The sequence below is a fragment of the Streptomyces krungchingensis genome, assembly GCF_054729265.1.
Genome location: NZ_JBPUKY010000001.1, coordinates 7749721 through 7768972, shown reverse-complemented (window position 1 = coordinate 7768972; position 19252 = coordinate 7749721). Strand labels below are relative to the sequence as shown.

The following is a 19252-nucleotide window of genomic DNA, read 5'->3' as shown; positions in this document are numbered from 1 at the left end:
CTGCGACCCTCGGCGTCCTCAAGTACCCAGCGTGAGGCGGGGCTTGGGGGCGTCGGTGCGTCCGGTCCGCGGAGGCCTGCTGCCAGCCCGGTAGGGCATCGGCCAGGCGACCCCCGGGCCGTCGTACCCCTGCTCGGCGGCCGCGTGCAGGGTCCAGTGGGGGTCGTAGAGGTGCGGCCGGGCGAGCGCGCACAGGTCCGTGCGTCCGGCCAGGACCAGGGAGTTGACGTCGTCCCAGGAGGAGATCGCGCCGACGGCGATCACCGGGACGCCGGTCTCGTGGCGGATCCGGTCGGCGTACGGCGTCTGGTAGGACCGGCCGTAGTCGGGCCGTTCGTCCGACACCACCTGTCCGGTCGACACATCGACTGCGTCGGCGCCGTGCGCGGCGAAGGCCCGCGCGATCTCCACCGCGTCGTCGCCGGTGGTGCCGCCGTCCGCCCAGTCGGTGGCGGAGATGCGGACGGTCATGGGCCGCTCCTCGGGCCACACGGCGCGTACGGCGTCGAAGACCTCCAGCGGGAAGCGCAGCCGCCGGGCGAGGTCTCCGCCGTATCCGTCGGTGCGCCTGTTGGTCAGCGGCGACAGGAAGCCGGAGAGCAGATAGCCGTGGGCGCAGTGCAGTTCGAGCAGGTCGAAGCCGCAGCGTGCGGCCCGCCAGGCGGCCGACACGAACTGCTCGCGCAGATCGGTGAGCTGGGCGCGGGACAGCTCGCGGGGCGTCTGGCTGCCCGGCTTGTACGGGATCGGGGAGGCCGCCACGAGGGGCCAGTTGCCGTCGTCCAGGGGCTCGTCGATGCCTTCCCACATCAGCTTCGTCGACCCCTTGCGCCCGGCGTGGCCGAGCTGCACGCCGATGGCGGTGCCGGGGGCCTGCCGGTGCACGAATTCGATGATCCGCCGCCAGGAGTCGGCCTGCCGGTGGGTGTACATGCCCGCGCAGCCGGGGGTGATGCGGCCCTCGGCGCTCACGCACACCATCTCGGTCATCACCAGGCCGGCGCCGCCCAGTGCCCGCGCGCCCAGGTGGACGAGGTGGAAGTCGCCGGGGACGCCGTCGACGGCGGAGTACATGTCCATGGGTGAGACGACGACGCGGTTGCGCAGGGTCAGGCCGCGCATCCGGAACGGCGTGAACATCGGGGGTGTCCCCGGCGGGCAGCCGAACTCGCGCTCCACCGACTCCGTGAAGCGCGCGTCGCGCAGCCGCAGGTTGTCGTGCGTGACGCGGCGGCTGCGGGTGAGCAGGTTGAAGGCGAACTGCCGGGCGGGCTGGCCGAGATGGAAGCGGATGTCCTCGAACCACTCCAGGCTGGCGCGGGCGGCCCGCTGGGTGGAGGCGACGACCGGCCGCCGCTCCTCCTCGTAGGCGGCGAGGGCCTGCGGGAGGCCGGGCTGCTCGTCCAGGCAGGCGGCGAGCGCGAGCGCGTCCTCGACGGCGAGCTTGGTGCCGGAGCCGATGGAGAAGTGCGCGGTGTGCGCGGCGTCGCCGAGCAGCACCAGGTTCTCGTGCGACCAGTGGTCGTTGACGACGGTGCGGAAGGTCGTCCAGGCGGACTTGTTCGACCGCAGCGGCCGGCCGCCGAGGGTGTCGGCGAAGATCTTCCCGCACTGTTCGACGGACTGCTCCTCGTCGAGGTCCGCGAAGCCGGCCGCACGCCACACCTCCTCGCGCATCTCCACGATGACGGTGGAGGCGTCGGGGGCGTACGGGTAGCCGTGCAGTTGCATCACGCCGTGCTCGGTCTCGGCGATCTCGAAGCGGAAGGCGTCGAAGGCGAAGTCGGCGGCGAGCCAGATGTACCGGCAGCGGTGCTCCTCGACGGACGGCCCGAACACGTCGGCGTGGGCGGTCCGGGTGGCGCTGTGCACCCCGTCGGCGGCGATCACGAGGTCGTGGGTCGCCATGAGCTCGGCCACGGGTGGGGCCGGTGCCCGGAAGCGGAGGTCGACGCCGAGCGAGCGGCAGCGGTCGTGCAGGATCTCCAGGAGTCTGCGCCGTCCGAGGGCGGCGAAGCCGTGGCCGCCGGAGGTGTGACGGACCGAGCGGTGCACGATGTCGATGTCGTCCCAGCGCACGAACTCGTCCTGGAGCGCCGCGTACACGACCGGGTCGGCGTGCTCGATGCCGCCGAGCGTCTCGTCGGAGAGCACGACGCCGAAGCCGAAGGTGTCGTCGGGGGCGTTGCGTTCCCAGACGGTGATCTCGCGGCGCGGGTCGAGGCGCTTGAGCAGCGCGGCGGCGTACAGCCCGCCGGGCCCGCCTCCGATCACGGCGACCCGCAGGGGGTCGCCGGGCCGTCCGGAGGTGCCGTCGTGCGCCGCCGTCGTCGTGTCGCGCGGTGTCGTCATGGCTATCGCCCCCGCCACTTCGGCGGCCGCTTCTCCGTGAAGGCGGCGTGGAACTCGGCGTAGTCCTCCCCGTTCATCAGGAGGGCCTGGGTCGAGGCGTCGAGTTCGACGGAGGCGGCGAGCGGCATGTCCAGTTCGGCGGTGAGCAGGGCCTTCGTCTGGGCGTACGCGAGGGCCGGGCCCTCGGCGAGGCGCTGGGCGAGCCGCTGGGCGGTCTCGTCGGCGGCGCCCTCGTCGGCCATTTCGCTGATCAGTCCGATGCGCTCGGCCTCGGGGGCGCGCACGGGTTCGCCGAGCATGAGCAGCCGGGTCGCGTGGCCGAGTCCGACGACGCGGGGCAGCAGATAGGCCGCGCCCATGTCGCCGCCGGACAGTCCGACGCGGGTGAAGAGGAAGGCGAAGCGGGCGCTCGGGTCGGCGATCCGGAAGTCGGCGGCGAGCGCGAGGACGGCTCCGGCTCCGGCGGCCACTCCGTGCACCGCCGCGATCACCGGGAAGGGGCACTCGCGTACGGCGCGCACGACCTGGCCGGTCATCCGGTTGAAGTCGAGGAGCTGGGCGGTGTCCATGGCGAGGGTGGCGCCGATGATCTCGTCGACGTCACCGCCGGAGCAGAAGCCGCGGCCCTCGCCCGCCAGCACCAGGGCGCGCACCGACCTCTCGCGGGACAGCTCGGCGAGCAGGTCGCGCAGGTCGGCGTAGGCGCCGAAGGTGAGCGCGTTGAGTTTCTCGGGGCGGGCCAGCGTGACCGTGGCGACCCCGTCGGCGATCGCGCACCTGAGGTGCTGCCAGTCGGAGGTGCGGGCGGCGGATCCGGTGAAGGGACTCATGACGTGCGGCCTCCTCGGGCGGGGGCGGCGGTCTGCGGCCTGGGGGAACCGGGCTGCGGGTGCCGGAGGGCTCCTCCCTCACGAAGTTATCACCGATCCGTGACTGTCGTCACGACCACGCAATAGCCCGGACGGCGTGTCGGGCCTCGCGGCTGTCGTCACGATGCGACAGCGGACCGTCACCGAGTCACCGTTCCTCGATAGCCGCGTAACGGCTGGAGCACCTCGGGGAGACGGGGCGTCCACCTGGGTACGCACCCTCATGCCGGGGCGACGTCCCGGCGGATCACCGACCGACGTCCCGCAGCACCACCGGAAGGTCCCCGACGGCCCGCCGACCGCCTCGGCCCGGCGGCGCCGTACCATTCCTGAGGTTGAAAGCAGGACAGCCTGCTCCATGAACGGACTCGCCTTGCACGACACCCCGGCCCCCGCCTCCTGGCGCATCGCGCTGCCGCACACCGTCGCGGCCGTGCCCGTCGCGCGTGCTCTGGTGCGGACGGCGCTGGCCGAGCTGGAGCACGCGGCCGACAGCGACACGGCGGAGCTGCTCACCGCGGAGCTGGTCGCGAACGCGGTGGAGCACACCGCGGGCACCGGCCCCATAGAGCTGGTCGTGGAGCTGCTGCCGACCGGCTGCCAGGTCGAGGTGCACGACCCGGACCCGGCGCCGCCGGGGCATCTCACGGTCCCGCACCCGGTCGGGGAGCCGGACCCCTGGCAGGAGCACGGGCGCGGCCTGCTGCTGATCCGCACCCTGAGCTCGTCCTGCGGCCACCGCCCCACCGGCACGGGCAAGGCGGTCTGGTTCAGACTGCCTGTGGTACCTCGTCAGCGGCGGCCTGCGTAGCCGTCGCCGCGGCCCGGGCCGCCAGCCGTGAGTTGCGGCGCCCGTAGAGCACGTAGACCAGGAGTCCGGCCGCGAGGAAGCAGGCGAACTGGATCCAGGTCGTCCAGCCCGTCTCGTACATCAGGTAGAGGCAGAAGCCCACGCCGAGCAGGGGCACGACGGGGTAGAGCGGCACCCGGAACGTGCGCGCCAGGCCCGGCTCCGAGCGGCGCAGCGCGATCACGGCGATGTTCACGGCGGCCATCACGGCGAGGGTCCCGATGGTGCACAGGTTGACCACGGAGTCCAGGGACGCGAAGGCCGCGGGGATCGCGAACACGATCGCGACGATCAGCGTGCCGGCGACGGGCGTCGACGTCCTCGGGGAGACCCGCTCGAAGACTCGCGGGATGAGGCCGTCGCGGGACATCGACATGAGGATGCGGGTCTGGCCGTACATCACCGCGAGGACCACCGATGCGATGGCGACCACGGCCCCGAAGGCGATGACCCCGCCGCCGACCGAGGAGCCGGTGACCTCGTTCACGACGTACGACAGCGCGGCGGGGCGGCCGCCGACCTCGTCCCCGCCGATGGCGCCGATCGCCGCGAGGGCGACCGCGCAGTAGAGCAGCGTGACCAGGCCGATGCAGACCAGGATGGCGATGGGGATGTTGCGGCGCGGGTTCTTGGCCTCCTCGCCGGCGGTGGTGATCGCGTCGAAGCCGATGTAGGAGAAGAAGGCGGCGGTGGTGCCCGCGCCGATGCCGCCGAGTCCCGCCGGGGAGAACGGGGTGAGGTTGCCGTCCTTGAAGGCGCTGAAGCCGATGGCGCAGAACAGGACGAGGACGACGAGCTTGAGCACGGCCATCGCGGCCGTCGCCCGCGCGCTCTCGCGCACGCCGCGCACCAGCAGGACCGACGCCAGCGCGATCACGATGACCGCGGGGAGGTTGACGATCCCGCCGTCCGACGGGCCGGCGGAGAGCGCGGCGGGCAGCTGGGCGCCGGTGAGGCTGCCGAGCAGTTCGTTCACGTACTGGCTCCAGCCGACCGCCACGGCCGACACGGAGACGCCGTACTCCAGGAGCAGGCACCAGCCGACCAGGAAGGCGGTGCCCTCGCCGAGTCCGGCGTAGGCGAAGGAGTAGGACGAGCCCGAGACCGGGATCGCGCCGCCGAGCTCCGCGAACGCGAACGCGGTGAAGACGCAGGTGATGGCGGCGAGGACGAAGGACACGACCACGGCGGGTCCGGCCTGGGCGACCGAGTCGGACAGGCCGACGAAGATGCCGGTGCCGACGATCGCGCCGACGCCGAAGCAGATGAGCTGGAAGAGACCCATGGTGCGCTTGAGTCCGTGCCCGTCGAGGTCCGCGCCGGATTCGGCGATCAGCAGCTCGGGGGACTTGACGCGGCGGGTGGGCCTGAGGGTGGGAGCGGGCATGCGGGTGGTGCTCATTTCGGTGGTGCGGGTGCGGCTGGGTTGGCCGCGCGACGGGCTGCGGAAGGGGTGGTTCCGGGGCCGTCGAGGATGGTACGGGCAGGTCGGGCCGGTGTGCGAGACGCGTCGGCATTCCCGACCGGCGTACGGCACGTGCCGCGGGCCCCGCCGGACGGAGGTGCCGTGCGCGGCGCGCGTGCCGCCGGGGCCGGGGCGCCACGCGCGGGGCGGGTGACACCGGGGGCCGGCGGCACGCACGGCGGGCGCCGTGCCGGGACCGGGGCGCCGCGGGGCGCGACCGGCCGCCGGGCTCAGGCGAGGGTGGCGACGAGGATCGCCTTGATGGTGTGCAGCCGGTTCTCCGCCTCGTCGAAGACGACCGAGTGGGCCGACTCGAAGACCTCGTCGGTGACCTCCAGGGAGTCCAGGCCGTGGGTCTCGTACAACTCGCGGCCGACCTTGGTGCCGAGGTCGTGGAAGGCGGGCAGGCAGTGCAGGAACTTGACGTCGGGGTTGCCGGTGAGACGCAGGACGTCCATCGTCACGGCGTACGGGGACAGGGCGCCGATGCGCTCGTCCCACACCTCCTTGGGCTCGCCCATGGAGACCCAGACATCGGTGGCGACGAAGTCGACGCCGGCGACCCCTTCCGAGGGGATCTCGGTCAGTGTGACGCGTCCGCCGCTGCGCTCGGCGAGCTTGCGGGCGCGCGCGACGACCTCGTCGGCGGGCCAGTAGGCCTTCGGGGCGACGATGCGGACGTCCATGCCCAGCAGCGCGCCGGTGATCAGGTACGAGTTGCCCATGTTGAAGCGAGCGTCGCCGAGGTAGGCGAAGGCGATCTCGCCCAGCGCCTTGTCGCAGTGCTCGGTCATGGTGAGCACGTCGGCGAGCATCTGGGTGGGGTGCCAGTCGTCCGTCAGGCCGTTGTAGACGGGCACGCCCGCGTAGGCGGCGAGCTCTTCGACGGACGCCTGGCTGTCCCCCCGGTACTGGATGGCGTCGAACATCCGGCCGAGGACGCGGGCGGTGTCCTTCACGGACTCCTTGTGTCCTATCTGCGAGCCGGAGGGGTCGAGGTAGGTCGTCGAGGCGCCCTGGTCCGCGGCGGCCACCTCGAACGCGCAGCGCGTGCGCGTGGAGGTCTTCTCGAAGATCAGCGCGATGTTCCTGCCCCGCAGGTACTGGGTCTCGGTCCCCGCCTTCTTGGCCGCCTTGAGCTCCGCGGCCAGCTCGATCAGGCCGCGGAACTCCTCCTCGGTGAAGTCCAGCTCCTTGAGGAAGTGGCGGCCGGCGAGGGCGGTCGGGACTGTCGCCATGGGGGCGCTCCAGGGTTACGAAGACGAGGACCTTGGAATTCTATACGATACTCAGCATTTCTATACGGTGCCCCGCCTCGTGCGCGGCAGCCGCACTCCCTCCACGATGCCCCCACCTCCTATACGCGGCGCCCCGACCGGCCATACCGCACACGCCGGCCGCCTATACGGCGTCCCGCTGGACCGGGCAGCTCATACAGCGCGGCCCGCCCCGGCCGCGGCCCAGCTCGCTGCCCGGGATCTCGATGACCTCGATGCCCTGCTTGCGCAGGTGCGTGTTGGTGGTGGAGTTCCGCTCGTAGGCGATGACGACGCCCGGCTCGACGGCGAGGACGTTGCAGCCGTCGTCCCACTGCTCGCGCTCGGCCGCGTGGACGTCCTGGGTGGCGGTCAGCACACGGATCTCATTGAGTCCGAGCGCGGCGGCGATCGCGCGGTGCATGTGCTCCGGGGGGTGGTCGGTGACCTTGAGCTCCTTGTCCTCCACGCCCGGCTCGATGGTGTACGAGCGGAGCATGCCGAGACCCGCGTACTGCGTGAAGATGTCGCCGTCGACCATGGTCATCACGGTGTCGAGGTGCATCAGGGCCCGCCGCTTGGGCATGTCGAGGGCGACGATGGTGCGCGCCGAGCCGGCGGCGAAGAGTTTGTGCGCGAGCATCTCGACGGCCTGCGGCGTGGTCCGCTCGCTCATACCGATGAGCACAGCGCCGTTGCCGATGACGAGCACGTCGCCGCCCTCGATGGTGGACGGGTAGTCGGCCTGACCCTCCGACCAGATGTGGAAGCCCTCGTCACGGAAGAGCGGGTGGTGCCGGTAGATCGCCTCGAAGTGCACGGTCTCGCGCTGGCGCGCGGGCCAGCGCATGGCATTGATGGAGACCCCGTCGTAGATCCAGGCCGAGGTGTCCCTGGTGAAGAGGTGGTTGGGCAGCGGCCCGAGCAGGAAGTCGTCGAGGTCCATGACGTGGAAGCGCACGGAGGTCGGCTCCGGGTGGGCGTCCAGGAACTCCCGCTTGGTCATCCCCCCGACGAGGACGGACGCCAGCTCGGCGGCGGGCAGGGTCTCGAACGAGGCCCTCAAGTGGTCGGTGGCCAGGGGCCCGTACTCCTTCTCGTCGAAGACCCGGTCCAGGACGAGTGCTCTGGCCGCCGGGATCTCCAGCGTCTCGGCGAGCAGGTCACCGAAGAGGTGGACGGTGACCCCGCGGTCGCGCAGGACGTCCGCGAATCCGTCGTGCTCGGCGCGCGCCCGGCGCACCCAGAGCACGTCGTCGAAGAGCAGGGCGTCCTTGTTGCTGGGGGTGAGCCTTTTGAGCTCAAGATCGGGCCGGTGAAGGATGACGCGGCGCAGCCGCCCGGCCTCGGAGTCGACTTGGAATCCCATGCCTCCATCCTGACCATCCGGACGCGCGTTCACCCGCCGATCGCACGAGCCTGAACGCATTCATTTCGTCCCCTTGACGATAAGCCTGCCTCGCCGTTATCGTCTCACTGACGACAATGAGGAGTGGACGACGGGCGCGCGACGGCGGGAGATCATCCCCGCCCCAGGGACGCCCGACGACGAGGGGGTTTCCCATGGCCGACATCACGCGCCGGTTCGGCTGGCGCCATCTGCGCGGAGCGCCGACCGCCCACGTCCGGCACCACCGGTCGGGCCGGCTGGTCCACGACGGCCCCGGGCTCAGCTTCTGGTACCGCTCCCTGACCGCCGCGCTCTCCGAGGTCCCGGTCGACGACCGCGAACTGGCGATGACGTTCCACGCCCGCACGTCCGACTTCCAGGACGTCGCCGTCCAGGCGACCGTCACCTACCGCGTCGTCGACCCCGCGATCGCCGCCGCCCGCCTGGACTTCTCCATCGACCCCGACACCGGCGCCTGGCGCGGCACTCCCCTGGAACAGCTGGGATCGCTGCTGACCGAGACGGCCCAGCAGCACGCGCTGGACGTGCTGGCCCGCACCTCGCTGGCGTCCGCCCTGGTCGACGGCGTCGCCGCGGTGCGGGAGCGGATCGCCGGCGGGCTCGCGGCCGAGCCCCGGCTGCCCGCGACGGGCATCGAGGTGGTGGCCGTCCGCGTGGTCGCCCTGCGCCCGGAGCCCGAGGTGGAGCGGGCCCTGCGCACCCCCGCCCGCGAGCAGATCCAGCAGGACGCCGACAAGGCGACCTACGAGCGCCGCGCCGTCGCCGTCGAGCGCGAACGCGCCATCGCCGAGAACGAACTCGCCAGCCAGATCGAACTCGCCCGGCGTGAGGAGCAGTTGGTCGACCAGCGCGGCACCAACGCGCGGCGCGAGGCGGAGGAGCACGCGGCCGCCGACGCGGTGCGCGCGGGCGCGGAGGCGGCGCGGACGGTGCGGCTCGCGGAGGCAGAGGCCACCCGCGCGCTGCGCCTCGCCGAGGCGGAGGCCACCCGCAAGGTGCGGCTCGCCGGGGCCGAGGCACAGGCCGAACGCGAGGTCGGCGCGGCCCGGGCCGAGGCACAGGCCGCCTGGCTGCGGGTCCACGCGGACGTGGACGTCAGCACGCTGCACGCCCTCACGGGCACCCGGCTCGCGGAGAACCTGCCGCGGATCGACAGCGTCACGGTGTCGCCCGACGTCCTCACCGGGCTGCTCGCCAAGCTGGGCCACCCGGACGCCGGGGACGAACGGTGAGCCTCGCGCCCCGGGTGGTCCTCGTCCATCGCACCACGGAGTACGAGGAGCTCGTCGCCCGGCACGGGACGCACGGGCAGGCGGCGTTCTTCCTCTCCTCCCGGGGACGCGACATCGCGGAGGTGGCCGAGCGGCACCGGCGGGACCGCGAGGCGCTGGCCGGTGTGGTCGCGGCGATCCCGCTGACCTGGCGTCAGGCCCGGGTCGAACGCGGCGACCTGGACCGGTTCCTGTTCGCCCCGGAGGACGTGGTCGTCGTGGTCGGCCAGGACGGGCTCGTCGCGAACGTCGCCAAGTACCTCGCGGGCCAGCCCGTCATCGGCATCGACTCGGACCCGGGGCGCAACCCGGGGGTACTGGTGCGGCACCGCCCCGGGGACGCGGCGGCGCTGCTCGCCTCGGCACACCGGAGCCGGGCCGACGAGCTGACCATGGTCGAGGCCGTCGCGGACGACACGCAGCGCCTGGTGGCGCTGAACGAGATCTACCTGGGAGCCGCGGGCCATCAGACGGCCCGCTACCGGCTGGGGCTCGACGAGTACGGGGGTGCCGTCGAGCCCCAGGCCTCCTCCGGGGTCCTGGTGGGCACCGGGACGGGAGCCGGCGGCTGGCTCCGCTCCGTGTGGCAGGAGCGGGGCGGGGAGCTGACGCTGCCCGGCCCCACGGACGAACGCCTGCTGTGGTTCGTCCGCGAGGCCTGGCCGTCGCCGGCCACCGGCACCTCACTCGTGGCCGGCCACCTCACGGCGTCCGACCGCCTGTCCCTGACCGTGGAGTCCGACCGCCTCATCGCGTTCGGGGACGGGATGGAGGGCGACGCGCTGGAGCTGGTGTGGGGTCAGACGGTGCGGGTGGGAGTGGCGGGGGTACGGCTGCGGCTGGTGGGATGACGCCGGGGCGAGCGGGCCACGGCGCCCGGCTGTCCGCGAGGTCCCGTCAGCAGTACGGCGGCTGGTTGGTCAGGGACGCCGCCACTCGCATCCACACACCGAACAGCCGGTACAGCGACGGCAGCCGGCCCTCCGCCCGGACGGTCCGGCTGTCCGTGGCCGTGACTCCGGGGATGCCCTGGAGCGTGGCGGCCACGGAGGCCGACTGCCAGCGCACGGTGAGCTCACGGGGAGCCTGCGGTTCCGACGGGGGCGTCGGCTCGGCCCGTACGGCGTGGGCCGCCAGGGCGGTGGTGACGGCCTTCTCGATGGCCTCGCGCGCCTCGTCGGCCGGGCGCAGCCGGGCCGCGAAGCGGTCCCGCGCGTACTTCACCGCGACGGTGGTGACGGAGTCGTCCCACGCGGTCGCCTCGTCGCAGGCGGTGTCGTCGCCGGTGAGGGCCACCAGGGGCACCCCGATCGCCGCGGCGGTGGCGTGGGCCAGCCCGATCTCGCCGACCGGTCGCCCGTCCAGCCACATGTCCTCGATCTCGTGCCCCATGAAGCTGTGGCTGAGCACGCCGAGCACGCCGGCCCGGGAGTGGTACCCGACACCGATCATGGCGTGGTGTCCGGGGGTGAGGCCTTCGAGCATGCCCATCTGCTTGGGCTTGCCGCGGACGAGGCGGACCGCCGGGTGCAGGGCCTCGGGCAGCAGGTTGCGCATCGGGCCGTGCGCGTCGTTGACGACGATGTCGGTGGCACCGGCGGCGAGGGCGCCGCGGACGGCGGCGTTGACGTCCTCCACCATCATCAGCCGGCCCCGCTCGTAGTCCCGGCCGGCCGGCTGGACGTCGTCGGCGTCGACGAGTCCGGTGATGCCCTCCATGTCGGCGCTGATGTAGATCCGCACTGTGCGTACTCCTCCAGTTGATCACTTGGGGGACGCCGGGCCACCACGAGCTGGTTCCGCCGCCCGGGCCGCCCCGGTCCTCGGCGCACGGCGGCCGGCCCGTCCGGCCGGGGAGGACGGGGGCGTGCTCCGGGGGTCGGGGCCGAGGCCCCGGCCCCCGGAGTCGAGTGCCTATCCGTCACAGACGGGGGTCCACCGGTTCGGACTCCAGGGCCAGGACGCCGAACACCGCCTCGTGGACCCGCCACAGCGGCTCGCCGTCCGCGAGCCGGTCCAGGGCCTCCAGCCCCAGCGCGTACTCGCGGATCGCCAGCGACCGCTTGTGGTTGAGGAAGCGGCCGCGCAGCCGGGCGAGGTTCTCGGGGCGGGTGTACTCCGGGCCGTAGATGATCCGGAGGTATTCACGCCCACGGCACTTGATGCCCGGCTGCACGAGCCGTCCCTGCTCGCTGCGCACCACCGCGCCGACCGGCTTGACGACCATGCCCTCGCCGCCGCGGCCCGTCATCTCCAGCCACCAGTCGACGCCCGCCTGCACCGACTCGGGGTCACCGGTGTCGACGAACAGCCGCCGGGTGGTCTGCAGCAGCCCGCTCCCGTCGTTCTCCACGAGGCGGTCGATGAGCGCGAGCTGCTCGTCGTGCGGCAGCCCCGCGAGACTGCGGCCCTGCACCGCGAGGATCTGGAACGGCGCCAGCCTGACGCCCTCCAGTCCCTCCGTCGTCCAGCAGTACCGCCGGTAGGCCTCCGTGAACGCCTCGGCGTCCGCGGCACGTTCGCGCTGGCGGCCCAGCAGGTCCGCCACGTCGACACCACGCTCCGCCGCCCCTTCGAGCGCGGCCAGCGCCCCCGGGAACACGGCGCCGGACGCGGCGCCGACCGCGGCGTACTGGCTGCGCAGCAGCCCGGACGCCTTCAGCGACCACGGCATCAGCTCGGCGTCGAGCAGCAGCCAGTCGGTCTCCAGCTCCTCCCACAGCCCCGCCTCCGTCGCGGCGGCCCGCACCCGTCCGAGGATCTCCTCGGTGACGGTGTCGTCGGCGAAGAAGGGACGGCCGGTACGGGTGTACAGCGACCCCGTGGGACCGGTCCCGCCCTGACCGGACGGACCCGGGACACCGAACCGCTCGCGTGCCGCCGCCGCGTCCCGGCAGACGAGCGCCACCGCGCGCGAGCCCATGTGCTTCTCCTCGCACACGACCCGGGGAACCCCGTCGTCCCGGTACTGCGCGAAGGCCTCGGCGGGGTGTTCCAGATAGCCCTCGACGTGCGAGGTCGCGGTCGGCGCCATGGTCGGCGGCAGGTACGGCAGCAGCCGCGGGTCCACCGCGAAACGGCTCATGACCTCCAGGGCCGCCGCCGCGTTCTCCTCGCGGACCGACACGCGTCCGCCGTGCCGGGTCTCGACGACCCGGCGGCCGTGCACGTCCGCCAGGTCCAGCGGACGTCCCTCGTGTCCGCCGGGCGCCTCGGTGGCGAGCGGCTTGGCCGGCTCGTACCAGACCCGTTCGGCCGGTACGTCGACGAGCTCGCGCTCCGGCCAGCGCAGCGCGGTGAGCTTGCCGCCGAAGACGGCTCCCGTGTCCAGGCAGATGGTGTTGTTCAGCCAAGTGGCCGTGGGCACCGGGGTGTGGCCGTACACGACGGCCGCGCGGCCCCGGTAGTCCTCCGCCCACGGGTAGCGCACCGGCAGCCCGAACTCGTCGGTCTCGCCGGTCGTGTCGCCGTACAGCGCGTGCGAGCGCACCCGGCCGGAGGTACGGCCGTGGTACTTCTCGGGCAGGCCCGCGTGGCAGACGACGAGCCGCCCGCCGTCGAGGACGTAGTGGCTGACCAGCCCGTCGAGGAACGCCCGTACGCCCACGACGAATTCGTCGCTCTCCCCCGCCAGCTGCTCGATGGTCTCGGCGAGTCCGTGGGTGTGCTGGACCTTGCGGCCCCGGAGGTGGCGGCCGAGCTTGTTCTCGTGGTTGCCGGGCACGCACAGGGCGTTGCCCGAGCCGACCATGGACATCACGCGGCGCAGCACGCCCGGGGTGTCCGGTCCCCGGTCGACGAGGTCGCCGACGAAGACGGCCGTGCGGCCCGCCGGGTGGACGCCGTCGACGTATCCCAGCTTGCCGAGCAGGCTCTCCAGTTCCGAGGCGCATCCGTGGATGTCGCCGATGATGTCGAAGGGGCCGGTGAGGTGGGTCAGGTCGTTGAACCGCTTCTCGGTGCGGACCTCGGCGCCCTCGACCTCCTCCACACCGCGCAGGACGTGGACCTTCCGGAAGCCCTCCCGCTCCAGGTGGCGCAGCGAACGGCGGAGTTCGCGGATGTGGCGCTGGATGACGCGGCGCGGCATGTCGGCGCGGTCGGTGCGAGCCGCGTTGCGCGCGGCGCAGACGTCCTCGGGCACGTCGAGCACGATCGCGATGGGCAGCACGTCGTGCTTCCTCGCGAGCTCGACGAGCTGGCGGCGGCTCTCCTGCTGGACGCTGGTGGCGTCGACGACGGTCCGGCGGCCCGCCGCGAGGCGCTTGCCCGCGATGTAGTGCAGCACGTCGAAGGCGTCGCCGCTGGCGCTCTGGTCGTTCTCGTCGTCGGCGACGAGCCCGCGGCAGAAGTCGCTGGAAAGGATCTCGGTGGGCTTGAAGTGCCTGCGGGCGAAGGTCGACTTGCCCGAGCCCGAAGCGCCGATCAGCACCACGAGGGAGAGGTCGGTGACGGGCAGGACCCGCCCGGGGGTGGTGGTGTCGTCGTGCGTCATGCGGCCTTCTCCTCCTTCGGGGACGGGGTGGCCGTGGTCAGTGCGAAGACGGCCATCTGGGTCGGCGGCCCCACCTCCGGGTCCTCCGGTCCGACGGGGGTGAACTCCACGGAGTAGCCGTGCCGTTCGGCAACCCCGCGGGCCCAGGTGCGGAACTCCTCGCGTGTCCACTCGAAGCGGTGGTCGCCGTGCCGGGAGTGTCCGGCGGGGAGCGTCTCCCAGCGGACGTTGTACTCGACGTTCGGTGTCGTCACGAGGACGGTCCGCGGGCGCGCGGATCCGAACACCGCGTACTCCAGGGCGGGCAGCCGCGGCAGGTCGACGTGCTCGACGACCTCGCTGAGCACGGCGGCGTCGTACCCCTTGAGGCGGCGGTCGGTGTAGGCGAGCGAGCCCTGAAGGAGCTTGACGCGCGAGGACTGCCGCTCGCCCATGCGGTCGAGCTTGAGCCGTCGCGACGCGATGGTGAGGGCGCGCATCGACACGTCGACGCCGACGATCTCGGTGTACCGCACGTCCTTGAGCAGCGCCTGCACCAACTGCCCCTGTCCGCAGCCGAGGTCGAGGACCCGCGCGGCGCCGGCGTCGCCGAGGGCGGCGAGGATCGCGTCCCGCCGCTGCACGGCGAGCGGCACCGGCTTCTCCTCCGTGTCGCTCTCCTCGTCGACGGCGTTGTCGATCTCCGCGACGTCGGTGTCGTCGGCCTCGGCGAGGCGGACGAGTTCGAGACGCTCGTTGGCCTGCCGGGTCAGCGACCAGCGGCGCGAGAGGTAGCGGCTGGTGATCAGCTTCTGCTCGGGGTGGTCGGGCAGCCAGCCCTCGCCGGCCCGCAGCAGTTTGTCGACCTCGTCGGACGCCACCCAGTAGTGCTTCGCGTCGTCGAGCACGGGGAGCAGGACGTAGAGGTGGCGCAGGGCCTCCGCGAGCGTGAGGTCCGCCGCCTCCAGCACCAGGCGCACGTAGCGCGAGTCGCCCCACTCGGGGAAGTGGTCGTCGAGGCCGACGGCTTCGGCCGTCACCGTCCAGCCCAGCGGCTCGAAGAGCTTGCGTACGAGTTCGGCACCGCCGCGCGCGGGCAGCGCGGGCACCTCGATCCGCAGGGGCAGCGGCCTGGCGGGCAGCTCCGGCCTGGCGGCGCACTGGCCCTTCATCGCGCTGGAGAACACGCTGCTCAGTGCCACGGCGAGCAGCGAAGAAGCCGCGTACGGGCGGTCGTTGACGTACTGCGCGAGTGCGGCGTCGGGCGCGCCGCCGCGTCCCTTGCCCTTGCCCCGCCGGACCAGCGCCACCGCGTCGACCTCCAGCAGCAGCGCGGCGGTGCACTGCTCGTCGGACGCCTGTGGGTACAGGACGTGCGCTGTGCCGTAGGACGTCGAGAACGCCTGCGCCTTGTCGGGATGCTTGTGCAGCAGGAAGCCGAGGTCGGTGGCGGGGCGTTCTGGGGTACCGGTGGTACTGATCGTCAGGAACACGGGGCTCTGCCTTAAAGCAGCTTCTGAGCTGCGGAAACGTGGTCGGATGCGACGCATTTCGGCGCGCCCTGACAACGTACAGTGAACATCCTGGGCAGACTCGGGATTTTCCCCGGACCCGCTGCTTCCGCCCGCGCGCGGACTCCTTCACGACTGTGAACCAGGCGCCAGCGGTTCGCGGCGGGGCGGTTGTTGTGACCGGTGCATGATGGGTGTATGGATCTTCGAGTCTTCACAGAACCGCAGCAAGGCGCGACCTACGAGACGCTGCTCCGTGTCGCCAAGGCCGCCGAGGACCTGCGCTACGACGCTTTCTTCCGTTCCGATCACTATTTGCACATGGGTTCTGTCGACGGGCTTCCCGGCCCCACCGATGCCTGGATCACCCTGGCCGGTATCGCCCGTGAGACGAGCCGGATCCGGCTCGGCACGCTGATGACCGCGGGCACCTTCCGCCTCCCGGGCGTCCTCGCCATCCAGGTCGCCCAGGTCGACCAGATGTCGGGCGGGCGCGTGGAGCTCGGTCTCGGGGCCGGCTGGTACGAGGCCGAGCACGAGGCGTACGGCATTCCTTTCCCCAAGGAGAAGTTCGGCCGGCTGGAGGAGCAGCTCGCGATCGTCACCGGGCTGTGGACCACGCCTGTCGGTGAGCGATTCTCCTTCGACGGCAGGTACTACCAGCTCAAGGACTCGCCCGCGCTGCCGAAGCCCGCGCAGTCGAAGGTGCCGGTGCTCGTCGGCGGTCACGGTGCGCGGCGCACTCCGGCCCTCGCGGCGCGCTACGCCGACGAGTTCAACATCCCCTTCGCTTCCGTCGCGGACACCGAGCAGCAGTTCGCCCGGGTGCGCGGGGCGGCCGAGCAGGCCGGGCGCAAGGGCGACGATCTCGTGTACTCCAACGCGCTGGTGGCGTGTGTCGGGCGGACGGACGCGGAGGTGAAGCGCCGCGCGGACGCCATCGGGCGCGATGTCGACGAGTTGAAGGCGAACGGGCTCGCGGGCTCTCCCGCGGAGGTGGTCGAGAAGATCGCCCGCTACCAGGCCGTGGGTTCGCAGCGCATGTACCTCCAGATGCTGGATCTCGACGACCTGGACCACCTGGAGCTGATCGCCTCCGAGGTGATGCCCCGGCTGGTGTAGCTCGCGGAAGCCGTGCCGCAGCGGGGCGCGCCCGCCCGGCCGAAGGGGCCGCTCCGGCAGATGGGGGAACTGATGGCCGCGCTGAACGCGGACCTGTGCCGGCTGGACGCGGACCTCTCGGGAAACCGGCCCGTGCCGGTGGACGGGCTGGACCGCGCCTGACACCCCCGCGGGGGCGCCGCCCCGCCGCCGCACGGCGGTGGGGCGTGAGCACCCCCTACCCGGCGGCCCGGTCCCGCTCCACCACCGCCTTCTGGTCCCTGACCGCCAGCCGCCGCAGCATCTCCAGGACGCGGTCCCGCGACTCGTCGGCCGCGTCGATGGCCTCCATGCACTGCCAGTACGTGCCCTCGTCGTCCGCCGCGCAGGCGACGGTGACGAGGGCGATGCCGACCTCGCCGAGGAGTGCCCCCAGGCACAGCAGCGACTCCCGGGCGTCCCCCAGCTCGGAGAGCTGGGCGGCGCGCAGTGCCCCGAGGTCGAGGGAGGGCGCGCCGAGGACCCCGCAGCCCCGGCCCGCCAGTTCGGTCAATCCCAGGGCCTCGCCCCGTAGTTCCGGAGGCCCCGACACGGCGAAGCGGCTGCCTATCGCCTGAGCCAGGGCGTGTGCCTGCCACGCCTCCGTCATCACCTCCGGGGTGTCGCCGCTCTCCGCCAGGGCACGCCTGCTCGTCACGATGAGCCGCACCGCGTCCATGCGCTGCCCCCGTCTGTCCCGACGTGTTTTTCGCACGTCCGCCCGAACTCCGTTGTTCACTACCCAGAGTGAGGGTCTGTGGGACGAAAAGCCAGAGGAAGCCCGAAATCTGTGGACACGGAATTGATTGAAGCCAACTCCATGACTTCATAGAGTGACGAGCCCGCTTGCCGGCCGGTCCCGTCACCCCTCCCCCGGCGCCGGGAACCTCCGCTCGTTGCGGTCGATCTTGGCGTCGAGGGCGGCGAGCGGGTCGATGCCGAGGACCTCGCACAGCTGGAGCAGATACGCGAGGACGTCGGCGACCTCGTCGGTGACACGGTGCGCGCTGTCCGCGTCGTCCATCACCCGGGCCGACTCCTCCGGGGTCAGCCACTGGAAGATCTCGACCAGTTCGGAGGCCTCGACGCTCAGTGCGGCCACCAGGTTCTTGGGGGTGTGGTACGGCTGCCAGTTCCGGGCGGCCGCGAACTCGGCCAGTCTGCGCTGGAGCTTCGCCACGTTCAGATCGTCCGTCACGGCCAGAGTTCCACCTTCGGTGCGTCCGTTCTCGTCACGACCGAAGGTCTACCACCGAGACGCCGGGCAGCCCGCGGGCCCAGGAGGCGTCGCTCACGGCACCCACCAGCCGGATGTGCCCGCGCTCGCACATCCGCACCGCCAGCCGCACCAGTTCCTGCGCCTGCCGGGCGTCCAGGCAGTGGTCGAAGCCGTCGGCCAGGACCGTCAGCGACTGGAGGGCCTGCGGGACCTCGCCCGCCTGGTCGACCTCCAGCACCCCGGGCCCGGTGAGCAGCACCAGGGCGAGCGCGAGGTACCGCAGTTCGCCGTCGCCGAGCAGTCCGAGCGGTGTGCGCACGCCGTCACCGCGGTCGAGGAGTCCGCGGACCGTGCCGTCGCCGAGCGGTTCGGCCGACACGTCGGCGACCGGGCCCGCGCATCCGGCCCGTACCGCCGCCACCAGGTGTGCGTAGCGGTGGGCGCACTCCGAACGCGTGCGCCACAGCACCTCGGCGAGGTTGTCGCAGCCGCCCAGGAGCCGTCCCGGGCCGACCGGTGCGGGCGCGCGCATGCGCCGGGGGCTCGGGGAGCAGGCGTAGACGGACCGCAGCGCGAGCACCATCTGTTCGGCGGCGGCGAGGACTTGGCGTTCGCCGTCCGTGCGGCCCGCGACGCGCAACGGCAGCAGCGCGGTGCCGAGGCGGTCGTCCGGGAGCGGTCCCCGGGTCACCGCGGACGACCCTCCCGTGTGCCAGGCCGCCTGGACGGACCGGCGGCCGGGGTCGCGCAGGGCCGTCTCCAGCAGGATCCGCCCGCCCGCCGTCAACCGCTCGCCCACGATGCGCAGTTCGGGCTCGGCCTGCACGGCGACGTCGAGCCGCACCGGGCCCTCGGGGCCGTCCACCGTGCATCCGATGCGGAAGCCGCGTCGCCGCTGCGCGTCCGGCCGGGCCGTCTCGGGCACGCAGGTGACCGGATCGGGGAACACCTCGGCGAGTTCCGCGCCGCCGCCGAGCCGCGCCAACGCCTCGTACGCCCGCAGGGCGACGGTCTTGCCGCTGCCGCTGGGACCGCTGACGAGGGTGAGCGGTCCCAGCGGGAGCCGGACACGGCGGTGGACGGCGAAGGCGGCGAGTCGCAGTTCGGTGATGCCCGGGCGGTCGGGGCGCGTCAGCGCCGTCACGACGGCCTCCGGGGATGACACGGTCATATCCGGACCGTAGGCCTCCGCCGGGCGGCGAACCGTTCCGGCCCGGAGACCTTCCCACGATCGGGGGAGCGCGCCGCGGCCTGGCGCGCGCACCGCGATCCGCGCCGGTCGGACCCCGGCTTCCGGCTTCCGGCTTCCGGCTTGCGGCTTCCGGCTTCCGGCTTCCGGCTTGCGGCTTCCGGCTTGCGGCTTCCGGCTTCCGGCTTCCGGCTTTCAATTCATGCGGGACGGGCTTGCCCAACCGTCCCGCGGGACGGGCCAGT

Annotated in this window: 15 protein-coding genes; 4 read left to right on the top strand and 11 right to left on the bottom strand. The window is 72.6% G+C overall.

Features of this window, described 5'->3' with window-relative positions:
* Window positions 1-18: 18 nt before the first annotated feature.
* Both ACSYGO_RS34025 and ACSYGO_RS34020 read right to left on the bottom strand, forming a co-directional pair.
* Window positions 19-2352: a bifunctional salicylyl-CoA 5-hydroxylase/oxidoreductase gene (locus ACSYGO_RS34025; RefSeq protein ID WP_426680932.1), complete on the bottom strand. Its 2334-nt coding sequence runs from the start codon at window positions 2350-2352 to the stop codon at window positions 19-21.
* A 2-nt stretch (window positions 2353-2354) separates the two neighbouring features.
* Window positions 2355-3182 carry an enoyl-CoA hydratase family protein gene (locus ACSYGO_RS34020; RefSeq protein WP_426680933.1) on the bottom strand — a complete coding sequence of 276 codons (828 nt, stop codon included), beginning with the start codon at window positions 3180-3182 and terminating at the stop codon, window positions 2355-2357.
* Between the two features lie 397 nt (window positions 3183-3579).
* Between ACSYGO_RS34020 and ACSYGO_RS34015 the strand changes: the two genes are divergently transcribed.
* The gene (locus tag ACSYGO_RS34015; protein WP_426680934.1) at window positions 3580-4032 is read left to right on the top strand and encodes an ATP-binding protein; all 453 of its coding nucleotides are present in this window, start codon (window positions 3580-3582) and stop codon (window positions 4030-4032) included.
* Here the strand turns inward: ACSYGO_RS34015 and ACSYGO_RS34010 are convergent.
* The 3 genes from ACSYGO_RS34010 to ACSYGO_RS34000 all read right to left on the bottom strand — a co-directional run bounded on the left by ACSYGO_RS34010 (window position 3992) and on the right by ACSYGO_RS34000 (window position 8161).
* Window positions 3992-5458 (bottom strand): amino acid permease, encoded by a 1467-nt coding sequence (locus ACSYGO_RS34010; RefSeq protein WP_460388818.1) that lies wholly within the window; start codon window positions 5456-5458, stop codon window positions 3992-3994. The genes ACSYGO_RS34015 and ACSYGO_RS34010 overlap by 41 nt on opposite strands.
* A 308-nt stretch (window positions 5459-5766) precedes the next feature.
* Window positions 5767-6774, bottom strand: coding sequence for an ornithine carbamoyltransferase (gene argF / locus ACSYGO_RS34005; RefSeq protein WP_460388816.1), 1008 nt, complete (start codon window positions 6772-6774; stop codon window positions 5767-5769).
* Window positions 6775-6937: 163 nt separating this feature from the next.
* The gene (locus ACSYGO_RS34000) at window positions 6938-8161 is read right to left on the bottom strand and encodes an arginine deiminase (RefSeq protein ID WP_426680937.1); all 1224 of its coding nucleotides are present in this window, start codon (window positions 8159-8161) and stop codon (window positions 6938-6940) included.
* Between the two features lie 194 nt (window positions 8162-8355).
* Here ACSYGO_RS34000 and ACSYGO_RS33995 point away from each other — a divergent pair, with 194 nt between their 5' ends.
* Together ACSYGO_RS33995 and ACSYGO_RS33990 are read left to right on the top strand one after the other, a co-directional pair.
* Window positions 8356-9435: an SPFH domain-containing protein gene (locus tag ACSYGO_RS33995; protein ID WP_426680938.1), complete on the top strand. Its 1080-nt coding sequence runs from the start codon at window positions 8356-8358 to the stop codon at window positions 9433-9435.
* Window positions 9432-10325 (top strand): hypothetical protein, encoded by an 894-nt coding sequence (locus ACSYGO_RS33990; protein ID WP_460388814.1) that lies wholly within the window; start codon window positions 9432-9434, stop codon window positions 10323-10325. Before ACSYGO_RS33995 ends, ACSYGO_RS33990 begins: the two co-directional genes overlap by 4 nt.
* Window positions 10326-10371: 46 nt before the next feature.
* Here the strand turns inward: ACSYGO_RS33990 and ACSYGO_RS33985 are convergent, their stop codons facing one another.
* From ACSYGO_RS33985 to ACSYGO_RS33975, 3 genes are all read right to left on the bottom strand, one after another.
* Window positions 10372-11217, bottom strand: a complete 846-nt coding sequence (locus ACSYGO_RS33985; protein WP_460388812.1) for a M55 family metallopeptidase — start codon at window positions 11215-11217, stop codon at window positions 10372-10374.
* Window positions 11218-11395: 178 nt separating this feature from the next.
* Complete coding sequence (locus ACSYGO_RS33980) at window positions 11396-13969, bottom strand: polynucleotide kinase-phosphatase (RefSeq protein ID WP_460388810.1); 2574 nt, start codon at window positions 13967-13969, stop codon at window positions 11396-11398.
* Window positions 13966-15441 carry a 3' terminal RNA ribose 2'-O-methyltransferase Hen1 gene (locus ACSYGO_RS33975; RefSeq protein ID WP_432176852.1) on the bottom strand — a complete coding sequence of 492 codons (1476 nt, stop codon included), beginning with the start codon at window positions 15439-15441 and terminating at the stop codon, window positions 13966-13968. The genes ACSYGO_RS33980 and ACSYGO_RS33975 overlap by 4 nt, the downstream gene beginning before the upstream one ends.
* Before the next feature lie 216 nt (window positions 15442-15657).
* On the opposite strand from ACSYGO_RS33975, the gene ACSYGO_RS33970 reads away from it, so the two are divergent.
* Window positions 15658-16581 (top strand): LLM class F420-dependent oxidoreductase, encoded by a 924-nt coding sequence (locus tag ACSYGO_RS33970; protein ID WP_460388808.1) that lies wholly within the window; start codon window positions 15658-15660, stop codon window positions 16579-16581.
* Between the two features lie 217 nt (window positions 16582-16798).
* On the opposite strand, the gene ACSYGO_RS33965 is transcribed toward ACSYGO_RS33970, so the two are convergent.
* The 3 genes from ACSYGO_RS33965 to ACSYGO_RS33955 form a co-directional block, all read right to left on the bottom strand.
* Window positions 16799-17278: a DUF6099 family protein gene (locus ACSYGO_RS33965; protein ID WP_426680944.1), complete on the bottom strand. Its 480-nt coding sequence runs from the start codon at window positions 17276-17278 to the stop codon at window positions 16799-16801.
* A gap of 183 nt (window positions 17279-17461) precedes the next feature.
* Entirely contained in the window at window positions 17462-17797 is a 336-nt protein-coding gene (locus tag ACSYGO_RS33960; RefSeq protein WP_426680945.1) for a nucleotide pyrophosphohydrolase, read from the bottom strand.
* A gap of 34 nt (window positions 17798-17831) precedes the next feature.
* Window positions 17832-18989, bottom strand: coding sequence for an AAA family ATPase (locus ACSYGO_RS33955; protein WP_426680946.1), 1158 nt, complete (start codon window positions 18987-18989; stop codon window positions 17832-17834).
* Between the last annotated feature and the right edge of the window lie 263 nt (window positions 18990-19252).

What these genes read in the sequence shown, in the direction of transcription:
- argF (WP_460388816.1), bottom strand. Translation starts at nt 6,774, where the DNA reads ATGGCGACAGTCCCGACCGCCCTCGCCGGCCGCCACTTCCTCAAGGAG.
- ACSYGO_RS34000 (WP_426680937.1), bottom strand. Translation starts at nt 8,161, where the DNA reads ATGGGATTCCAAGTCGACTCCGAGGCCGGGCGGCTGCGCCGCGTCATC.
- ACSYGO_RS33955 (WP_426680946.1), bottom strand. Translation starts at nt 18,989, where the DNA reads ATGACCGTGTCATCCCCGGAGGCCGTCGTGACGGCGCTGACGCGCCCC.
- ACSYGO_RS33970 (WP_460388808.1), top strand. Translation starts at nt 15,658, where the DNA reads ATGGATCTTCGAGTCTTCACAGAACCGCAGCAAGGCGCGACCTACGAG.
- ACSYGO_RS33980 (WP_460388810.1), bottom strand. Translation starts at nt 13,969, where the DNA reads ATGACGCACGACGACACCACCACCCCCGGGCGGGTCCTGCCCGTCACC.
- ACSYGO_RS34015 (WP_426680934.1), top strand. Translation starts at nt 3,580, where the DNA reads ATGAACGGACTCGCCTTGCACGACACCCCGGCCCCCGCCTCCTGGCGC.
- ACSYGO_RS34020 (WP_426680933.1), bottom strand. Translation starts at nt 3,182, where the DNA reads ATGAGTCCCTTCACCGGATCCGCCGCCCGCACCTCCGACTGGCAGCAC.
- ACSYGO_RS33995 (WP_426680938.1), top strand. Translation starts at nt 8,356, where the DNA reads ATGGCCGACATCACGCGCCGGTTCGGCTGGCGCCATCTGCGCGGAGCG.
- ACSYGO_RS34010 (WP_460388818.1), bottom strand. Translation starts at nt 5,458, where the DNA reads ATGCCCGCTCCCACCCTCAGGCCCACCCGCCGCGTCAAGTCCCCCGAG.
- ACSYGO_RS33965 (WP_426680944.1), bottom strand. Translation starts at nt 17,278, where the DNA reads ATGGACGCGGTGCGGCTCATCGTGACGAGCAGGCGTGCCCTGGCGGAG.
- ACSYGO_RS34025 (WP_426680932.1), bottom strand. Translation starts at nt 2,352, where the DNA reads ATGACGACACCGCGCGACACGACGACGGCGGCGCACGACGGCACCTCC.